The 17,925-nt window shown below is 70.8% G+C and carries 13 protein-coding genes; 5 read left to right on the forward strand and 8 right to left on the reverse strand.

The window, feature by feature from the left end; translation table 11 throughout:
• Positions 1-5: 5 nt before the first annotated feature.
• From J5X86_RS09595 to ppdK, 3 genes are all read left to right on the forward strand, one after another.
• The gene (locus J5X86_RS09595) at positions 6-965 is read left to right on the forward strand and encodes a MoxR family ATPase (protein ID WP_208516306.1); all 960 of its coding nucleotides are present in this window, start codon (positions 6-8) and stop codon (positions 963-965) included.
• The gene (locus J5X86_RS09600) at positions 965-4,483 is read left to right on the forward strand and encodes a tetratricopeptide repeat protein (RefSeq protein WP_208516307.1); all 3,519 of its coding nucleotides are present in this window, start codon (positions 965-967) and stop codon (positions 4,481-4,483) included. The genes J5X86_RS09595 and J5X86_RS09600 overlap by 1 nt, the downstream gene beginning before the upstream one ends.
• Before the next feature lie 636 nt (positions 4,484-5,119).
• On the forward strand, positions 5,120-7,846 hold the full coding sequence (gene ppdK / locus J5X86_RS09605; protein ID WP_208516308.1) for a pyruvate, phosphate dikinase: 2,727 nt from the start codon (positions 5,120-5,122) through the stop codon (positions 7,844-7,846).
• Between the two features lie 161 nt (positions 7,847-8,007).
• Here the strand turns inward: ppdK and J5X86_RS09610 are convergent, their stop codons facing one another.
• The 4 genes from J5X86_RS09610 to J5X86_RS09625 all read right to left on the reverse strand — a co-directional run bounded on the left by J5X86_RS09610 (position 8,008) and on the right by J5X86_RS09625 (position 10,576).
• Positions 8,008-8,325 (reverse strand): DUF6087 family protein, encoded by a 318-nt coding sequence (locus J5X86_RS09610; protein ID WP_208516309.1) that lies wholly within the window; start codon positions 8,323-8,325, stop codon positions 8,008-8,010.
• A 168-nt stretch (positions 8,326-8,493) separates the two neighbouring features.
• Positions 8,494-8,673: a hypothetical protein gene (locus tag J5X86_RS09615; RefSeq protein WP_208516310.1), complete on the reverse strand. Its 180-nt coding sequence runs from the start codon at positions 8,671-8,673 to the stop codon at positions 8,494-8,496.
• Positions 8,670-9,269, reverse strand: a complete 600-nt coding sequence (locus J5X86_RS09620; RefSeq protein WP_208516311.1) for a hypothetical protein — start codon at positions 9,267-9,269, stop codon at positions 8,670-8,672. Before J5X86_RS09620 ends, J5X86_RS09615 begins: the two co-directional genes overlap by 4 nt.
• A 101-nt stretch (positions 9,270-9,370) precedes the next feature.
• Positions 9,371-10,576, reverse strand: coding sequence for a helix-turn-helix domain-containing protein (locus J5X86_RS09625; RefSeq protein ID WP_208516312.1), 1,206 nt, complete (start codon positions 10,574-10,576; stop codon positions 9,371-9,373).
• 537 nt (positions 10,577-11,113) lie between these two features.
• Between J5X86_RS09625 and J5X86_RS09630 the strand changes: the two genes are divergently transcribed.
• On the forward strand, positions 11,114-12,223 hold the full coding sequence (locus J5X86_RS09630; protein WP_208516313.1) for a helix-turn-helix transcriptional regulator: 1,110 nt from the start codon (positions 11,114-11,116) through the stop codon (positions 12,221-12,223).
• Between the two features lie 42 nt (positions 12,224-12,265).
• Here J5X86_RS09630 and J5X86_RS09635 read toward each other — a convergent pair whose 3' ends face one another.
• Positions 12,266-12,928: a response regulator transcription factor gene (locus J5X86_RS09635; protein ID WP_208516314.1), complete on the reverse strand. Its 663-nt coding sequence runs from the start codon at positions 12,926-12,928 to the stop codon at positions 12,266-12,268.
• On the reverse strand, positions 12,928-14,175 hold the full coding sequence (locus J5X86_RS09640) for a histidine kinase (protein WP_208516561.1): 1,248 nt from the start codon (positions 14,173-14,175) through the stop codon (positions 12,928-12,930). Before J5X86_RS09640 ends, J5X86_RS09635 begins: the two co-directional genes overlap by 1 nt.
• 209 nt (positions 14,176-14,384) lie before the next feature.
• Between J5X86_RS09640 and J5X86_RS09645 the strand changes: the two genes are divergently transcribed.
• Positions 14,385-15,005, forward strand: coding sequence for a DUF308 domain-containing protein (locus tag J5X86_RS09645; protein WP_208516315.1), 621 nt, complete (start codon positions 14,385-14,387; stop codon positions 15,003-15,005).
• A gap of 44 nt (positions 15,006-15,049) precedes the next feature.
• On the opposite strand, the gene J5X86_RS09650 is transcribed toward J5X86_RS09645, so the two are convergent.
• Both J5X86_RS09650 and J5X86_RS09655 read right to left on the reverse strand, forming a co-directional pair.
• Entirely contained in the window at positions 15,050-16,564 is a 1,515-nt protein-coding gene (locus tag J5X86_RS09650) for an APC family permease (RefSeq protein WP_208516316.1), read from the reverse strand.
• 157 nt (positions 16,565-16,721) lie between these two features.
• Complete coding sequence (locus J5X86_RS09655) at positions 16,722-17,867, reverse strand: aminotransferase class V-fold PLP-dependent enzyme (RefSeq protein ID WP_208516317.1); 1,146 nt, start codon at positions 17,865-17,867, stop codon at positions 16,722-16,724.
• Between the last annotated feature and the right edge of the window lie 58 nt (positions 17,868-17,925).

The raw sequence follows: 17,925 nt of genomic DNA on the forward strand, positions 1-17,925 counted from the left end.
AGAAGATGGCACAGGACTGGAGGCTCTTCCAGGGCGGCGACACCGAGCCCCACGAGGTGGAGACCTGGCCCGCCGCCCCGCCGTGGCGGCGCTTCGGCGACGACGCGCGGCGCCGGGATCAGGAGCGGCCGCTGCCGTATCTGATCTCCGACGAGGACCGCGACGTCGTCAACATGGCGCTGCATCTGCACCGCCCGCTGCTGGTCACCGGCCGCCCCGGGACCGGCAAGTCGACCCTGGCCCACGCCATCGCCCGCGAGCTCAAGCTGGGCGAGGTGCTGCACTGGCCGGTCAACAGCCGCTCCACGCTCACCGAGGGCCTCTACTCGTACGACGCGGTGGGCCGGCTGCGCGAAGCCTCCCTCAAGCGGCGCGCCGACGAGACCGCCGAAGCCGAACCGGACATCGGCGACTATCTGCGGCTCGGCGCGCTCGGCACCGCGCTCCTCCCGGTGGCCAAGCCACGGGTTCTGCTCGTGGACGAGCTCGACAAGGGCGATGTCGACCTGCCCAATGACCTCCTTACGGTCTTCGAGGAGGGCGAGTTCGAGATTCCGGAACTGGCCCGGCTGGGGGAGGGCACGGGGATCCACGTGCAGTTCGCCGGCTCCCGGGACAAGGTCGAGATCACCGGCGGCTGGGTCAGTTGCCGCGTCTTCCCCGTCGTCGTCATCACCAGCAACGGCGAGCGCGAGTTCCCCCCGGCGTTTCTGCGCCGCTGCGTCCGGCTCGACCTCAAGCAGCCCGATGAGCAACAGCTCCAGAGAATCGTCACCATGCATCTGGGTGAGGAGATCGGCGCCCGGGCCCAGGAGCTGATCGCCGACTTCGTGGCCCGGCGCAACGAGCGGGAGCTGGCCACCGATCAACTCCTCAACGCGGTCCGGCTGCGGTCCTCCGGGGTGCGGGTCGACCAGGACGTCCTCGACAAGCTGTTCCGTTCGCTGAACGAAGTCGACGCGTAATGATCGAGCGGCTGTGCGCCCTGCTGGAGGACGCGGGCGTCGAGCTCTCCGAGGAGGAGCTGCGCGACGTCCTGTGGTTCGCCGCGACCACGGCCCCGGCGCGGAGCGAGGAAGGGGAACCCACGCCGTCCCCGGGTTCCGCCGGTCCCACCTCCGGCGCGGCCGACGGCGACGACGACGGTAAGGGCGACCAGCGGCAGCCCGCCGGGCCACCCACCGAAGGCGATCCCGAGCCCGGCCCCCTCGCCCCCGCCGGGCTCTACGCCCCTGGCGCCGCCCGCCCCGCCGCGGCCCGCCAGGCGCGCGCCGTCGGCGTCCGGGGCGTCCGGGCGCTCCCCGCGGCGCGCGGGCTCTCCCGCGCGCTGCGGCCGCTGCGGCGGAGCGTGCCGTCCCGCACGTCCTTCTGCGTCGATGAGACCGCCACCGCCGAGTGGATCGCCGAAACCGGTCTGCCGGACGTGGTGCTGCGCCCCCGCCCGGAGCGCTGGCTGAGCGTCGCGCTCATCGTGGACGACGGCCCGTCGATGGTCCTGTGGCAGCAGCTCGCCGCCGAGGTGCGCGGACTGCTGGAGCGGCAGGGCGCCTTCCGTTCCGTACGGACCTACGGCCTGGACAGCGCCCAGGACGCCGCACCGGTGCTCAGGGCGCGCCCGTACGCCCCCGGCGCCCCGCGCCGCACCGCGCGCCAGCTCACCGACACCTCCGGCCGCACCGTGATGCTGGTCCTCTCGGACGGGGTGGGCCCGGGTTGGCGCGGCGGCGCGATTCCGCGGCTGCTGCGCCGCTGGGCCCGCCACTCGCCGGTGGCGGTCCTCCAGCCGCTGCCCGCGCGGATGTGGCCGGAGCGCGGAATGCCCACGCAGCGGCTGCTGGTCGACTCCGGCGGCCGGGAGGGCAGCCCGGGCCGCGCGCTGTCCGTGCGCCATCCGGTGCTGCCGCGCGGCCTGGTGTCGTACGAGGGCAAGACGCCGGTGCCCGTGCTGGAGCTGGCCGAGGGCGAGCTGGGCGCGTGGGCGGCGCTCACCGGTACGGGCGGCAGCGGCGCGCCGCTGCCGGTGATGCTGCTCGACGGGGCGGAGAAGCCGGTGGCCGCGCGGGCCACGGCCCATGCCCCCGAGCCGACGGCCGAGGAGCGGTTGCGCCGCTTCAGGGGCGCCGCCTCGCCCGAGGCCCGGCGCCTGGCCGGGGCGCTGGCCACCGTCCATCCGCTGACGCTGCCGGTGATGCGGCTGATCCACCAGGCGGGCGCGGGGCGCGGGGAGCGGTTCCACCCGGCGCAGTTGGCCGAGGTGTTCCTGGGCGGGCTGCTGCGGAGGCGGGAGGGCGGCGCGGAGGAGTACGAGTTCCACCTCGGGGTCGCGGATCTGCTGCTGGACGCGGTCCGGACGTCGGACGCGCTGGAGACGGCGGCGCAGGTCACCGAGTTCCTGCTGCACCGCCAGGGCAGCGGCCCCGAGTTCCGCGCCCGGCTCTCCGGCGACCATGGGGACTCCCGCGTCGCCGAGGAGGCCCGCCCGTTCGCGGCGGCGTCCCCGGAGCTGCTGCAGCGGCTGGGGCTGCTGGAGGAGGGCCCGGACGACCCGGCGCCGCCGCCGGAGGTGCCCGAACGGCAGCCGGTGGCACCGGCCACCGCCGTCCCGCCTCGCTCCTACACCTCCGAGGAGGTTCAGCCGCCGGTGATGGCGGTGGTGCGGCGGATCGCGGCGGACGACGGGCTGCCGAAGTCGGTGCGTGACTACGTCGACAAAATGCTGGCCGAAGCCGACGAGCGCAACGAGGAAACCGGCTGGTGGGGAGTGCGGACCCTGCCCGATGTGGCCGAGCAGCTCATCGACGCCGGGTGGGCGGAGCACGTGGCCGAACTGCGGGAGGTGGCGCGGGAGCAGATCGAGGGGCTCAGGTCCCGGGACGACCTCGAATCCCGCAACCTCCGCGGGCATCTGGCCATCACCCTGAACAAGCTCGGGGAGCACGACGAGGCGGAGCGCGAGCTGCGCGCGGTGGTCGCGATCTCGGGGAGGGTGCACGGCGTGGAGGCCGACTACACGCTCTTCGCCCGCGGCTACCTCGTCGACCTGCTGAGCGACGCCGGGCGGGCGGACGCGGCGGAGGAGGAGTGCCGCACGCTGATCGAGGCGTGGGAGCGGCGGGACGACGACTCCCGGTCGCATGTCGAGGCCAAGCGCTTCAGGCGCGGGCGCCTGCTGCTGGACCTCGGGCGGGTGGCGGAGGCCGAGGAGGAAATCCGGGTCTCGCTGTCCATGGCGCGGGAACTGCACGGGCCCACGAACCACGAGACCGTCAACGCACGTGCCTGGCTGACCACCGCGCTGCGGCGGCAGAACCGGCTCGACGAGGCGGAGGCCGAGATGCGGTCGGCGGCCGAGGACTGCGCGGCGTCGGCGGAGTCGGAGGTGGACCCGGCCCTGATGACGGCGCTCTTCACGCTCGGCGACATCCTGGACCTCGGGCAGCGTCACGAAGAGGCGGAGTCGCTGTGGCACGACCTGGTCGACAGGACGTCGGCGGCTCTGAGCCCCACCCACTGGCGGGTGCGCCGGGCGCGCCGCAACCGCATCGACCGCTTGCGCAGCCTGCGGCAGTACACCGAGGCGGAGTCGGAGGCCGACGCGCTGGTGGCGGAGACGTTCGCCGCCGTCGGGGAGCGGCACGATGAGGCGTTGACCGCCCTGCGGATGCGAGCGCTGGTCCTGGACGATCAGGGGCGGCACGACGAGGCGCAGGCGGCCTACCGCGACCTTCTGGAACGGCAGACGGCCGTGCTCGGGGCCGAGCATCCCAGCGCTCTCACCACCCGGCACCATCTGGCGGTCAGCATAGGGATGGCCGGACGGCACGAGGAGGCGCTGGAGGCGTACACCCAGGTGCTCCAGGACCGGATCCGCATCGTGGGACCGGAGGCCCCGGGGACGCTGGTGGAGCGCTACAGCCGCGCCGGGGTCCTGTCGAGCCTCGGGCGCGTGGAGGAGGCCGAGCAGGAGTACCGCCTGACCATGGAGGGGGAGGCCCGGGTGCTGGGGCCGGACGACCCGAGCGCCCTGCTGACCCTCGTCCAACTGGCCGCTCTGCTGCGTGACCAGAAGCGTTACGAGGAGTCCGAATCCTTGTACCGCCGGGTGGCCGAGGGGCGCACGCGATCCATGGGAGCCGAGGCCAAGGAGACGCTGGCCGCCCGGCACAGCCTGGGCAATGTGCTCAACAAGATGGGCCGGTTCGCGGAGGCCGAGACGGAGATCCGGGAAACGCTCACGGCCCGGCAGCGCGTCCTGGGACCGGAGCATGCCAACACTCTGTGGACCCGGCACAACCTCGGCACCACGCTCAAGGGCCTCGGCCGCCTCGACGAGGCCGAGGCCGAGTGGCGGGCCGTGCTGGAGATCGGCGAGCGCGCCCTGGGCGAGGAGCACAACTGCACCGTCAAGACCCGCGAGGCCCTGGCCGGGCTGCGGGGGCCGGAGGACGACCTGCGGGGGGCGGAGGACGACCCGCTGTCCTGATGGGAACGGGCAGGCGTCCTGAGGGGGGATCCGCCCGCCGCCCCCCTCGGGCGGCGAGCAGGGCTTCCCGTTCCCGCTGGGCGCGCCGTGGCGAAATATGGCGCGATCCGATCGTCAGGCTGTTCCTCAGCACGCGCCGGGCACCGCTCGCCAGTTCGGTCGGCGCGGGCCGTGCGCTGGCTGGGGGCTCGGCCACCCCTCCTGGCGTGTCGCTCATCTGAGCAGCACCCCTCTCGTTGTATCCAAAAGGCGAGACAATGGGCTCTGACAAGGCGTGATTCTCGCCACTCTGATCGGGGCGTCGCTCATATGAGCAGTGATCGAGGGGTAATCCGGCGGTCCTCCGCTGCGCTCACCTCTCCAATGCGTGGCACTCAGTGCCACCCTATTGATGTTCGACACCTCGAACCAACGGTTACGTATAGTGAAATTCCAAGCGTCCGCCACGGGCGGAGGGTGGGTGTGTGTTCGAGACTTGAAGGCACTTCAAGCGAGTCTCGATCGGGCGCCGTACTTTCGAACACGTGGCAGGCGGGTGGTTACGGCCGTATGACGGTGGAGTGGACCTGCTCAGGGGCCTTTGATCTGGGTACGCTCCCCGCCGTCAGGGCAGCCGAGCCGAGGAGATCGAGTCCCGTGCCGGAAACACAAGATCAGCAGAAGTTCGTTTACGACTTCACCGAGGGCAACAAGGATCTCAAGGACCTGCTCGGCGGTAAGGGAGCCAATCTCGCCGAGATGACCAATCTCGGTCTCCCCGTGCCACCGGGCTTCACCATTACCACCGAGGCATGCAAGGTCTACCTCGACAGCGGTGAGGAACCCGCGGCCCTGCGCGACGAGGTGAGTGCGCACCTCGACGCCCTCGAAGCGAAGATGGGTAAGAAACTCGGCCAGGCGGACGACCCCCTCCTCGTATCCGTACGCTCCGGCGCCAAGTTCTCGATGCCCGGCATGATGGACACCGTCCTCAACATCGGCCTCTCGGACCAGTCCGTGGCCGGGCTCGCCGCGCAGGCGGGTGACGACCGGTTCGCCTGGGACTCCTACCGGCGCCTCATCCAGATGTTCGGCAAGACCGTGCTCGGCGTGGACGGCGACCTCTTCGAGGAGGCCATCGACGACGCCAAGCAGGCCAAGGGCGTCACGGTGGACGTCGACCTCGACGCCGCGGACCTGAAGAAGCTGGTCGGCGAGTTCAAGAACATCGTCGCCAAGGAGACCGGCCGGGGCTTCCCGCAGGAGCCGCGCGAGCAGATGGACCTCGCCGTACGGGCCGTGTTCGACTCCTGGAACGGCGACCGCGCCAAGCTCTACCGCCGCCAGGAGCGCATCCCCCACGACCTCGGCACCGCGGTCAACATCTGCTCCATGGTCTTCGGCAACCTCGGCCCCGACTCGGGCACCGGCGTCGCCTTCACCCGCGACCCGGCCAGCGGCCACCAGGGCGTCTACGGCGACTACCTGCAGAACGCCCAGGGCGAGGACGTGGTCGCGGGCATCCGCAACACGGTCCCGCTGGCCGACCTCGAGCGGATCGACCAGCAGTCCTACGGCCAGCTCATGCAGATCATGGAAACCCTCGAGACGCACTACAAGGACCTGTGCGACATCGAGTTCACCATCGAGCGCGGCAAGCTGTGGATGCTGCAGACCCGGGTCGGCAAGCGCACCGCCGGTGCCGCCTTCCGCATCGCCACCCAGCTCGTCGACCAGGGGCTCATCGACGAGGCCGAGGCGCTGCACCGGGTCACCGGGGCGCAGCTCGCGCAGCTCATGTTCCCGCGCTTCGACGACGAGGTGGCCTCCGGCGACACTGTCCAGAAGATCGGGCGGGGCATCGCCGCGTCCCCCGGCGCCGCCGTCGGCAAGGCCGTCTTCGACTCGTACACCGCCGTCAAGTGGTCGCGCTCGGGCGAGAAGGTCATCCTGATCCGCCGCGAGACCAACCCCGACGACCTCGACGGCATGATCGCCGCGGAGGGCATTCTGACCTCGCGCGGCGGCAAGACCTCACACGCCGCCGTCGTCGCCCGCGGCATGGGCAAGACCTGTGTGTGCGGCGCCGAGGAGCTCGAAGTCGACACCAAGCGGCGCCGGATGACGGTGCCCGGCCGGGACGGCAAGGACGGCATCGTCATCGAGGAGGGCGACGTCGTCTCGATCGACGGCTCCTCCGGCAAGGTCTACCTCGGCGAGGTCCCCGTGGTGCCCTCGCCGGTCGTGGAGTACTTCGAGGGCCGCATGCACGCGGGCGCCGACGACGCGGACGAACTGGTGGGCGCGGTGCACCGGATCATGGCGTACGCCGACCGGGTGCGCCGGCTGCGCGTACGGGCCAACGCGGACAACGCCGAGGACGCCGCCCGCGCCCGGCGGTTCGGCGCCCAGGGCATCGGGCTGTGCCGCACCGAGCACATGTTCCTCGGCGAGCGGCGCGAGATGGTCGAGCGGCTGATCCTCGCCCACACCGACGAGGAGCGGGACACGGCGCTCGATGGGCTGCTGCCGCTGCAGCGGGACGACTTCGTCGAGCTCTTCGAGGCGATGGACGGGCTGCCCGTCACCGTCCGGCTGCTCGACCCGCCGCTGCACGAGTTCCTGCCCGACATCACCGAGCTGTCGGTGCGCGTCGCGCTCGCCGAGTCCCGCAAGGACCACAACGAGAACGATCTGCGACTGCTGCAGGCCGTGCACCGGCTCCATGAGCAGAACCCGATGCTGGGCCTGCGCGGCGTGCGGCTCGGCCTGGTCATCCCCGGCCTGTTCGCCATGCAGGTACGCGCCATCGCCGAGGCCGCCGCCGAGCGCCGCAACGCGAAGGCCGACCCGCGGGCCGAGATCATGATTCCGCTGGTCGGCACGGTCCAGGAGCTGGAGATCGTCCGCGAGGAGGCCGAGCGGGTCATCGCGGAGGTCGAGCAGGCCCACGGCGTGGACCTCAAGCTCACCCTCGGCACCATGATCGAGCTGCCGCGCGCCGCGCTGACCGCCGCCCAGATCGCCGAGTCCGCCGACTTCTTCTCCTTCGGCACCAACGACCTCACCCAGACCGTCTGGGGCTTCTCCCGCGACGACGTCGAGGCCAGTTTCTTCACCGCCTACCTGGAGAAGGGCATCTTCGGCGTCAGCCCGTTCGAGACCATCGACAAGGACGGCGTCGGCGCCCTCGTCCGCGACGCCGCCCAAGCCGGCCGCGCCACCCGCCCCGACCTCAAGCTGGGCATCTGCGGTGAGCACGGCGGCGACCCGGAGTCCGTCCACTTCTTCCACGAGGTGGGCCTGGACTACGTCTCCTGCTCCCCGTTCCGCATCCCCGTGGCCCGCCTGGAGGCGGGCCGAGCGGCGGCGAACGGCCGGTAGGCCACCAGCCGATAAGGCCACCGGAGCCGGCGCCGGGAAACACCCACCCTCATCCCCGACAGCGGCTCCGGATCTCAAAGGGGGCGGCACCTTGTGCGGAGGTGCCGCCCCCTCTTTTGCTACCTGCTGACATGTGGCAGATGTGGTTGTGTCGCCATGCGTCAGGAGCGGTAGAACCGTTCGGTCGGCCGCCACGGTTCGGGCAGTGGGGGCAGCTTGTCGAACGAGGGGAGGGGGACCCGCTCGGCCCGGGACGTCGCGTCATCGCCGATCTCGCCGGTGGCAGCCGTAAGGTCCTCGGCGACTCCGGCCGGGGCCCACTGGTGCCCGTCCCACTCCTGGATGCCGCGAGGAGCGTCCGGGTCAACGTGGGAACCCTGCTCCGGCTGGTCGCCGAGCGGGGTGATCCGCCGCTCCCCGCGCGTGGGGCGACGCCGGTCACGGCGTGCCGCCCACTCCTCAAGGGACTCGTCGTCCATGCGGGACGCTCCGTTCTCGTCGGCTCCGCCCAGTCTGCCGCGTCGGCACGGTGGCCGGGAACCGGCCGCCTGACTCACAGCGTTGTCGCCCGGCCCCCGCGCGACAGGATCGCGGTGAGCGGCAGGCCCGGGCGGGCGGCCCGTACGGCGGGGGCTGCCGACGTTGCCTCATGCCGCACCTGCTGACCGGGCCTGCCGCGTGGCCGCCTCGTAGGCGCCTAGCAGCCGCTCGCCGGTTTCGCACTCGGCGCCGGGGGTGCGGCAGGCCGGGCAGCCCGCGGCGTGTTCGATGGCGGCACGCCAGGCTTCGTCGGAGAACGGGTCGGTGGTCTGCTCGGCGGCTGTCATCGGGTTCTGCCCTGGTCGAGGGTTCGGCGCATGGCGGCGGCCTGGGTTACCGCGTCGCGCGGGTAGTCCCGGGCGTGGGTGGGGCAGGCGTAGATGGTGGCGCCGGCGACGCTGCCGCTGTGCTCCATCGTTACCGGGACCGGTTCGTCGGTGGGTAACTGGCAGCGGTAGCAGAGCTGGCGGCCTTCCGGGACGGGGCCGAGTACGTCCTCGGTGGCCTGGCGCAGGGCGGGGGCCAGGTGGTCGGGGTCGGTGAGATACCGGTCGGGGCCGAGCGGGATCCGCCAGTACGTTTGGTGCTCGGGCCCCCATGTGGCTGGCGGTACGCCAAGGAGGGTGCTTTCGTCCGCGAGTTCGGTGAGCACGCGGAGCTGGCGCATGCACCAGCTCCGGGCGGCGCCGATGCCGATCAGCCAGTAGGTCTTGTCGTAGGTGCCGTCCTGGATCACGGCTCCGGACCGGCTGCCGAGCAGCTCCAGTGCGCGGTCCGCGACGGCGGTGGGCGCGGAGACTGCGTCCCACCATCTGCCCACCGGTAACGGCTCGATGTCCTCGGTGTTCGGCGGTGTCCACGGCAGGTTTCTGGTCGTCGTCATGGTCGGCTCCGTGCACGGTCTGTGTTCTGACCGTCACATCGTGCCGACCGGCAAGGTCCTCAGTGTTCCCAGATACGGAACAATGGGGCGCCTCGGCGCTGCTACATGCCCACCCACGCGGCCAACGACGACAGAGACTCAGGCGCCCGCCGCTGACGGCGCACCAGGACGCCGATGGTCTCGCGCACCAGCGGGTGATAGCGGGCCTGCTGCGGCGCTACCTTCCGTGCCCGTACCAGGAACCGCTCGGCAGGTTCCGTCTTGCCCATCTGCGCGTAGGCACGGGCCATCTCGATGTAGTACCGGCCGACCCGCATACGCGGGTGCGTCTCCGGGAAGTGCAGCTTCTTGGACAGCTTCACCGCTTCGCCGAGCTCACCGAGCTCCACGCTCGTCGCGACGTCGAAGTGCCGCACATTCGTCAGGCCGAACGACGACCAGTAGACGTCCGGCACATCCCGGCCGATCTTCTTGGCCATCTCGCGTGCCAGGCCCATGTACCCGGTGACGGCGTCAGCGTCCTTGGCTTGGGCTGCCGCGATAGCCGACGCGAGATGCAGGCTGCCGGTCACCGCGAGCGCCTTCACGGACTCGGGCTGATCGACCTGGCCGATGAGCCGATGGCCGCGCGTGATGACCTGTAGCGACATCTGGTTGTTCCCGCGTCGGAGCAGCATGCTCGACCGCTTGTTCAGGCGGATGGCGAGCAGCAGCGGGTCCTGTGCCTGCTCGGCCATCCACCCCATGCGCTCCAATGCGATGGTGGCAAGGTCGTGGTAGCCGACCCGGTAGGCGAACTCGTATGCGACCCAGTAGCACCAGCTCAGCGATGAGGCCGCGCGCCGGTAGTTCTCACCTGGCGACAGCAGGCTGATCATGGTGGTGAGTTCGCCGAGCAGGCCAGGCAGCTTCGATCCGATGTCCTTGTACTCGGTGGCGGAGGCCCCGGCGCACAGCGCCCGCACATCGCTCTCCACCTGGTCGATGGGCCGGGGGGTGATGTGGGGGTCCGGCCCGAGGTCGTACATGTCGAGCGCCTCGGACAGTGGGGAGATCAGGCGGTCGAGATGGTCCTGTCGCAACTCGGAGGTGTACGGCTGGCCGTTGAGCACAGCGATGTCCACCTGAAGGACCCGGGCGACGGCGGCTACGACGGAGGGTGTGGCCGGAGCCAGGCCGCGCTCGACCTTGGCGATGGTGCCGCGGGAGAGGAACGAACGTTGCGCGAGTGCGGTCTGGGTGAGTTGACGCAGTTTCCGATAGTCCGCGATGCGTGCGCCGGTGTGTTCCTCGATGCTCTGCGGCATGCTGAACTCCGTTCTGGCCTCGACACTCAGAACGGTACCCGCGACCCGCTTCGCCGGTACGGCTGATCCGCCCCCATTTCGGTGAGGGGCGTCGCGCCTCCTTGACACGACGGGACCGACGCGGGTGCGTCTCGCCCGTCACCGACGTCTCCGCACAGCGCAGCGTCATCGCGACCGCGGAACTTAAAGGGGGCGGCACCTTGTGCGGAGGTGCCGCCCCCTCTCACTCCCCCCACGGGAGCTGTTGCCGCGCGCATCGGCTACGTGCGGCAACACAAGTGCCCAGTCGCCGTAACGTACTCGTCACCCCCCACGGGAACGAGCAATCTGGCTCTGAGCACCGCCTGTTGAATTCCGGACAGCCCCTGGAAGTGTTTACCGGCGGCCCCCGGTTTTCCTGGAGAACAGCTTTCCTCTTCCGGCCTCCGCGCCGCTCCCCGTTTCACATCTGGCCAAAAGGGCGTGGTGACTGACCGTGCCAGCGTGCATACTCATCGGTGATCGGGGGGCGGTCGTAATGTCACGTGTGGGGGTCTGGTGCTCCGTGTTCATTTCAGTGAACTCGATCTGGCCCGGCTGCGGATGGCGGTCCGACCGGACGCGCTCTGGGAAACCGTTTTAAGTTTCCATCGGCTGCGGGAGAACCGGGCGGAGTCCGTATACGGAAAATGGCGTTCGGAGGCGCGAAACCGACTCAACGGCGAAGCGCGGCTGCTCGCGCCGCTCATTCCCTCGCGCGGCTATTTCCCGGACTTCCTGACCCCCGCCGAAGGGGTAATCGGTTGCGACGCCGCGATGTCCGCGCTGCGCGCCATCCCGGGGGAGCGGCTGAACGCGGAGCTCGCCGGGCTTCCGGCGGCCCGGGCGCTTCCGGGGTGGATACGGGATCTGGGGGAGGGCGAACGAAAGCCGCTGGACCGGCTGATCAGCACGCTGCGCGCCTACCACCAGGCCGCCGTCGCGCCGTACTGGCCGCATATACAGGCCCGGATCGAGGCCGACCGGGTGGCCCGGGGCCGTGCCCTGCTGGACGGGGGCGCCGATGGGCTGCTGGCCTCGCTGCCGGCGACGATGCGGTGGCGGGCGCCCGTGCTGGAGGTCGACTATCCGGTGGACCGCGATCTGCGGCTGCACGGGCGGGGGTTGCTGCTCCTGCCGTCGTTCTTCTGCCGGGGGACGCCGGTGACGTTCCGGAACCCGGATCTGACGCCCGTACTGGTCTACCCCGTCGAACACGCCCCGTGCGGCCTGCCGCTCCGCCCCGGGCAGCGGCCCGCCATCGCGTCGAGGCCCGGGGCCGGGGCCGGGTCGGCATCCGCGTCCGGGGCCGGGTCCGCCCGGACGCTCGGCAAGCTGGTCGGGCAGACCCGCTCGGCGGTGCTGCTGGAGGTCGGCGGCGGCTGTACGACCAGTGAACTCGCCCGCAGGGTGGGCGTATCGCTGGCCTCGGCCAGTCAGCACGCAAGTGTGCTGCGCGAGGCGGGCCTGGTACACACCCTGCGTCAGGGCAGTGCCGTCCTGCACACGCTGACGCCGCTGGGCGCGGCGCTGCTGCGCGGCGGGGCCCCCGGAGAGCGCGTCTTCGGCTCACCGGCGCAGCTCCCGCCGGTCGCCACGAGCGGGCGGGGGGCGTCCGGGCGCGGATGAGGCTTTCCGGCCCGACCGTACGGTGGGCTGTGCTCGGTGGGCTCAGGGGTGGTAGAGACCGGCCCGGAAGGTGAACGAGACGAGTTGCGCCCGATCACGTGCGCCGACCTTCGTCATGGCCCGCACCGCATGCGTCTTCACGGTGAACGGCGACACGGACATCTGGGCCGCGATCTCCTCGTTGCCGAGACCGCTTGCGACGAGAACGACCACGTCCCGCTCCCTGGGTGTCAGAGCGTCGAAGCGTCGCAGCAGTTCCTGGTCGATCACCGGGGGCGGACTGTCGGTCATATGACCGATGAGCGCGGCCGTCGCGGCGGCCGACAGCGCACCGCCACCGCGGACGACCTCACTGATTCCGGCGACGAGTTCAGCAGGGCTCACGGTCTTGCTCAGGAAGCCGTTGGCGCCCGCGCGAAGGGCGGCGAGAACGATGTCGTCCTGGTCAAAGGTGGTCAGCACGATCACCCGCAGCTCTTCGGGTGGGTGCTCTTTGCGGATCCGGCGGGTGGCTTCGACACCGTCGATGCCGGGCATCCGGATGTCCATCAAGACCAGGTCGACGGGGTGGTCCCGGAGGAAGGGGAGGACCTGGAGTCCATCGGAGAGATCACCCGTGACCACCAGACTCGGGTCGAGCGCAAGCATCGTTCGGATGCCGGCTCTCATGTCGTCCTGGTCGTCGACGATCAGAATCCGGGTCATCAGACGACGGCTCCCAGGGGGCTGAACTCCGCACGCACCCGGAATCGTCCGTCGTCACTGTCGATCGTCAGCCGCCCGCTGGAGGACTCGACGCGCTCGCGCATCCCGATGAGTCCGAGTCCGCTGCCGGAGCCGGTGCCGGTGCCGGTGCCGGTGCCGGTGCCGGTGCCGGTGCCGGAGTCTGTGCCCGAGCCCGAGCCGGAGCCGCGGAGTGAATGACCGACACGGTTCTCCACGGTGACGCAGATCCTGCCCTCGCGCTCGCGCACATCCACCGTTGCCGTCCCCTCCCCATGCCGGTAGGCATTCGTGAGTGCTTCCTGAACGACCCGGTAGACCGTCACGCCGACGCTGGGCTCCACGAAACCGGCGGGGATGTCGATGGAGGGTTGGACGTCGAGACCGATGCTCTCGAAAGAGGCGATCAGTCCTTCCAGGCCGCTCAGCGACGGAGTCGGCCGGAGCGCCTCGCCGTCGGAAGTGTCGTCTCCGACGCGGAGGAGCGCGAGGATCCGTTGCGTCTCGACGACGACGGTGCGAGCGCTGGACCTGGCCGAGACGAGGGCCTGCCGGGACGATTCGGCGTCCTCGGGCAGCCCGATTTCCGCGGCACCGAGATGCAGGCTCAGCATCGCCACCTGGTGGCCGATGACGTCGTGGAGGTCTCGGGCGATGCGGAGTCGTTCTTCGGTCACTCGTCGAGTGGCTTCGATCTCACGGGTGGCGATGGCGCTTTCGGCCCGCTCCTCCAAGATCCACCAGTGGTCTCGATGGATGCGGAGCGCGGCCCCTGTCGCACCTCCCGCTATGGCCGAGAAGAGGGCGGCGGCTCCCACGATCGCGCCGCCACGAAATCCTCCCAACGACATGAACGCCCCCAGGAAGAACGCCGCCACGATGCTGGTTCCGGCCAGCGGCTGCTTTCCCCTGAGAGTGACCGAGAACAGCACGAGCACTGCCATCATCCACACCGACAGGGGGTCCTGGCCCACCGCTGTGACGGCGAAGGACGCCGCGCTCGTGACGACCAGTCCTGCCCATGGCTTCCACCATGAGAGGGCGACACCGCCACCGGCGAGGAGGACCGAGAGGGCCGTCGGCCCATCCGAGCCCCTCACTATCACTGCCACGATCTGACCCGTGAAGACCAGCGCGGCCACCGCATAGGCGGCTCGGTGCAGCGCCTCGGGGCGGCGGACCCACAGGGGTGCTGCGGGCCCGTCCGGACTGTTCTGCGCCTTGACCATGCCCTGATTCTCGTTCACGTGTGCCGCGGCCGTGTACTTCGAACGATGTAGACGCCGAACCTGATTCGGCCGGTGGAGACGGCAGAACTCATTCGATCGAAGCGGATGGCAGAACTACTTCGTTCGAAGTACGTGGCCCTTCCCGAGACCGCTGAGACTCCTCATCGAGGCGACCGTCTCACATCATCACGATCACAACGGGACACCCGATGACTCAGACCACCGTAACTCCGACCACGACCACGACCACGACCACGACGGCGCCCTCCGGGCTCCGATCGCTCTACCTGATCCGAGTTGCCTTTTCCCTGATCTGGGTGGCACTCGTCCTCACGACCTCCGCCTCGCTCGTGTCGAGGGACAGGCCCACAGTGATCGCGGCCGTGCTGCTCATCAGCTACCCCCTGTGGGACGTCATCGCCACGCTCCTCGAGCGGCGGATGGCCGCCACCGGCTCCACGAACCGCGTCAGTACGATCAACGTGGCTCTCGGCCTCGCCACCACCACCGGAATGATCATCGCCGTCTTCTCCACCATCGGGACGGCCCTTCTCGTGTTCGGCATCTGGGCGCTCCTTTCCGGAGCGATCCAGCTCGTCGTGGCGATCCGACGCCGGCGCACCGTCGGCGCCCAGTGGCCCATGGTCATCAGCGGCGGACAGTCCGTCCTCGCCGGTGCCACCGTCGCCGCCACGTCCGCCTCGGCGACGAGCGGCCTGTCCACCGTCGCCGGATACTCGGCCTTCGGCGCCTTCTGGTTCCTTGTCTCCGTCATCGCCCTGAGCGTCCGCGGGCGACGCGACGCCGCCGCTCACAGCCGCTTGGCGTAGCCCCACTCCTGAGGGAGGCAGGGGAACACGCCGTTCAAGGTCAGCTAGGCTTTTCGGCCCTCGGCCATCGCGTGGTCCTCCGCCGTCCCCGGTGTGGCCCCGGTGGCGAGTTCGCCCGTGGCCACCTTGCTGTTCCGGCGGCCCCAGCACAGGTAGATCAGCAGTCCGGCCGCCATCCAGCCCAGGAACCGGGCCCAGGTGATCAGCGGCAGATTGCCCACCAGGAGCAGACACAGCAGCACCGCGACGGCGGGCACGACCGGCACCCACGGGGTGCGGAAGCCGCGCCGCAGGTCGGGGCGGGAGCGGCGCAGGTAGACCACGCCGACGCAGACGACGATGAAGGAGGTCAGCATGCCGATGTTGCCCAGCTCGGCGAGGTCCCCGATGGGCAGCACCGCCGTCATGAACGCGACCAGCAGCCCGAGGGTCCAGGTGATCCGGCGCGGGCTGCGGGTGACCGGGTGGACGTGGGAGAACCACTCGGGCAGCAGCCGGTCGCGGCTCATCGCGAGGAAGACCCGGCTCTGCCCCAGCAGCATGATCATTACGACCGTGGTCAGCCCGCAGATCGCGCCGATGCCCACGATCCGCACCGCCCAGTCCGCGCCCGCCGCCTTGAGGGCGCCGGTGATGGGGGCGGCGTTGTCCAGCTTGGAGTAGTGCTGCATCCCGGTCACGGTCAGGGCGACGGCGACGTAGAGCACGGCGCAGACGGCGACGGTGGACAGCAGCGCGATGGGCAGGGTGCGCTGCGGGCGCTTGGCCTCCTCGGCGTTGCTGGCCATGATGTCGAAGCCGGAGTACGCGCCGAAGATGATCGCGCCACCGGTCAGGATCCCGGCCATGCCGAACGTGGCGTCCGCGCCCACTCCGGCCCAGCCCAGCAGCGGCTGCTCCCACATGTCGCCGTTGCCGCCCACCGGTTGGGACGCCGGGATGAACGGCGACCAGTTGGCCGCGTCGATATGCGTCACCCCGATCGCGAGGAAGATGACGATGGCCACGAGCTTCACCATCGTCATCACCGTGTTGATCCGGGAGGTGGTGCGCACCCCGGAGGCCAGGACGGCGGTGAGCACCAGGATGACCAGCACGGCCGGGATGTTGACGGCGGCGTCCGGGCCGGAGACGGAGGCCGGGAGGTGGATATCGAAGGTCGCCAGGAAGTCGGTGACGTACTGCGACCAGCCACTGGCCACCGCGCCCGCGCCCATCGTCATGTCGAGGATGAGGTCCCAGCCGATGAGCCAGGCCACCAGTTCCCCGAGCGAGACGTAGGCGAAGGTGTAGGCGCTGCCCGCCACCGGGACGGTGCTGGCGAACTCCATGTAGCACAGCGCGACCAGGGCCGTGGCCACCGCGCCGATGCTGTAGGAGATCGCGATGCTCGGCCCGGCGTAGTTCGCGGCCGCGGTGCCGGTCAGCACGAAGATGCCCGCGCCGATGGTGACGCCGATGCCCATGAGGGTGAGCTGGAGCGGGCCCAGGGCGCGGGCCAGCCGCGTCTCGGGGCTCGCGGCGTCCTCGATGGTCGCTTCGATGGATTTGTTGCGCATGGCGGTGGTCACTCCTTCGCTGGGCCCGTGCGTAAGCGCTCCGCGGGAAGTGCCGCGAGGTGCGGTCGTTCATCCGCGGCTGTGTCGTGGCTGGTCGCGCAGTTCCCCGCGCCCCTTCGGGGCGCACCCGAACCGCACCGGACTTCATCGAGGCCGCTTAGGCCCTGAGCACTCCGGGGAGGCGCTCGGCCAGTCGCTCGTAGTCGGAGACGGTGTTGTAGAGATGGGCCGAGAGCCGCAGGAAGCCCCGCCCGTCCCACGAGGTGATCGCGGTCTCGCAGCCGGTGTCGGCCGCGATCGCGCGCTGCAGCACATGGGAGGCTTCGTGGTCGGCGGCGAAACCGGCGGGCAGCGGGACCAGCCGCATCGCCGGGGCCTCGCTGCCCCCGACGGCCGTCAGGTCCGCGCCCAGGGCGTCGGCCAGCAGCCCCTGGGCCACCTCGGCCAGCTTGGACATCCGCTCGCGGGCGGCGTCCCAGCCGTACGTCTCCTCGATGAACTCCAGCGAGCGCGGCGCCGCGAGCCAGGCGGTGAGGTCCAAGGTGCCCTGGACGTCGAAGCGCTGCGGGAACGGGTCCGGGGTGCCCCAGGAGTCGGTGAGCGGCCACAGGTCCTGGGCGTCGGGGCCGCGCGCGACCAGCGCCGCCGTACCGCGCGGCGCACAGCACCACTTGTGCAGATTGCCGACCCAGAAGTCGGCCGCCCCGGCCAGGCCGACCGGATCGGCCAGCATGCCGGGCGCGTGCGCGCCGTCGACCAGCACCTTCGCCCCGACGGCGTGGGCGAGCCGGGCGATCTCCGCCACGGGGAAGAGCCGGGCGGTGGCGGAGGTGATCTGGTCGACGACCACCAGCGCGGTGGCCTCGCTCAGCGCCCCCTCGACGGCGGCCGCGATCTCCTCGGCGGTCGCCTCCAGCGGGATGTGCAGCGTCCGCACCCGGGCCCCGGCCCGCTCGGCGGCCCGTGCCGTGCCCATCGCCACCGCGCCGTAGGTGTGATCGGTCAGCAGCACCTCGGCGCCGGGCGGTAGCGTCAGGCAGCCCAATACGGTGCTCACTCCGGCGCTGGCGTTGGCCACCAGGGCGGTGTGATCCGCGGGGACCCGCAGAAACCGCGCCACGGCGGCCCGCGCCCGGCCCACCCGCTCGGGCAGCTCGCGGAACCACGCGTCCGGGTTGGTCTCCATCTCCTCGCGCAGCGCCCGCTGGGCGTCCTGAACGGTGCGCGGCACGGCGCCGAACGAACCGTGGTTGAGATGGACGACCGAGGGATCGAGCGTCCAGTGCGACGGGGCGGCGGCCATGGGTCCCTTCCTGGTTGACTGGGGGGAGGTGAGCGAGTGGTCCGACGTGAGCGAGTGG

This window comes from Streptomyces sp. NEAU-YJ-81 (assembly GCF_017592595.1).
Taxonomy (GTDB): Bacteria; Actinomycetota; Actinomycetes; order Streptomycetales; family Streptomycetaceae; genus Streptomyces; species Streptomyces hygroscopicus_B.

Bases quoted from the DNA above. Each gene is read 5' to 3' on its own strand.
- J5X86_RS09610 (WP_208516309.1), bottom strand. From the start codon at position 8,325: ATGGACGACGAGTCCCTTGAGGAGTGGGCGGCACGCCGTGACCGGCGT.
- J5X86_RS09635 (WP_208516314.1), bottom strand. From the start codon at position 12,928: ATGACCCGGATTCTGATCGTCGACGACCAGGACGACATGAGAGCCGGC.
- J5X86_RS09595 (WP_208516306.1), top strand. From the start codon at position 6: ATGGCACAGGACTGGAGGCTCTTCCAGGGCGGCGACACCGAGCCCCAC.
- J5X86_RS09645 (WP_208516315.1), top strand. From the start codon at position 14,385: ATGACTCAGACCACCGTAACTCCGACCACGACCACGACCACGACCACG.
- J5X86_RS09650 (WP_208516316.1), bottom strand. From the start codon at position 16,564: ATGCGCAACAAATCCATCGAAGCGACCATCGAGGACGCCGCGAGCCCC.
- J5X86_RS09600 (WP_208516307.1), top strand. From the start codon at position 965: ATGATCGAGCGGCTGTGCGCCCTGCTGGAGGACGCGGGCGTCGAGCTC.
- J5X86_RS09615 (WP_208516310.1), bottom strand. From the start codon at position 8,673: ATGACAGCCGCCGAGCAGACCACCGACCCGTTCTCCGACGAAGCCTGG.
- J5X86_RS09625 (WP_208516312.1), bottom strand. From the start codon at position 10,576: ATGCCGCAGAGCATCGAGGAACACACCGGCGCACGCATCGCGGACTAT.
- J5X86_RS09640 (WP_208516561.1), bottom strand. From the start codon at position 14,175: ATGGTCAAGGCGCAGAACAGTCCGGACGGGCCCGCAGCACCCCTGTGG.
- J5X86_RS09620 (WP_208516311.1), bottom strand. From the start codon at position 9,269: ATGACGACGACCAGAAACCTGCCGTGGACACCGCCGAACACCGAGGAC.
- J5X86_RS09655 (WP_208516317.1), bottom strand. From the start codon at position 17,867: ATGGCCGCCGCCCCGTCGCACTGGACGCTCGATCCCTCGGTCGTCCAT.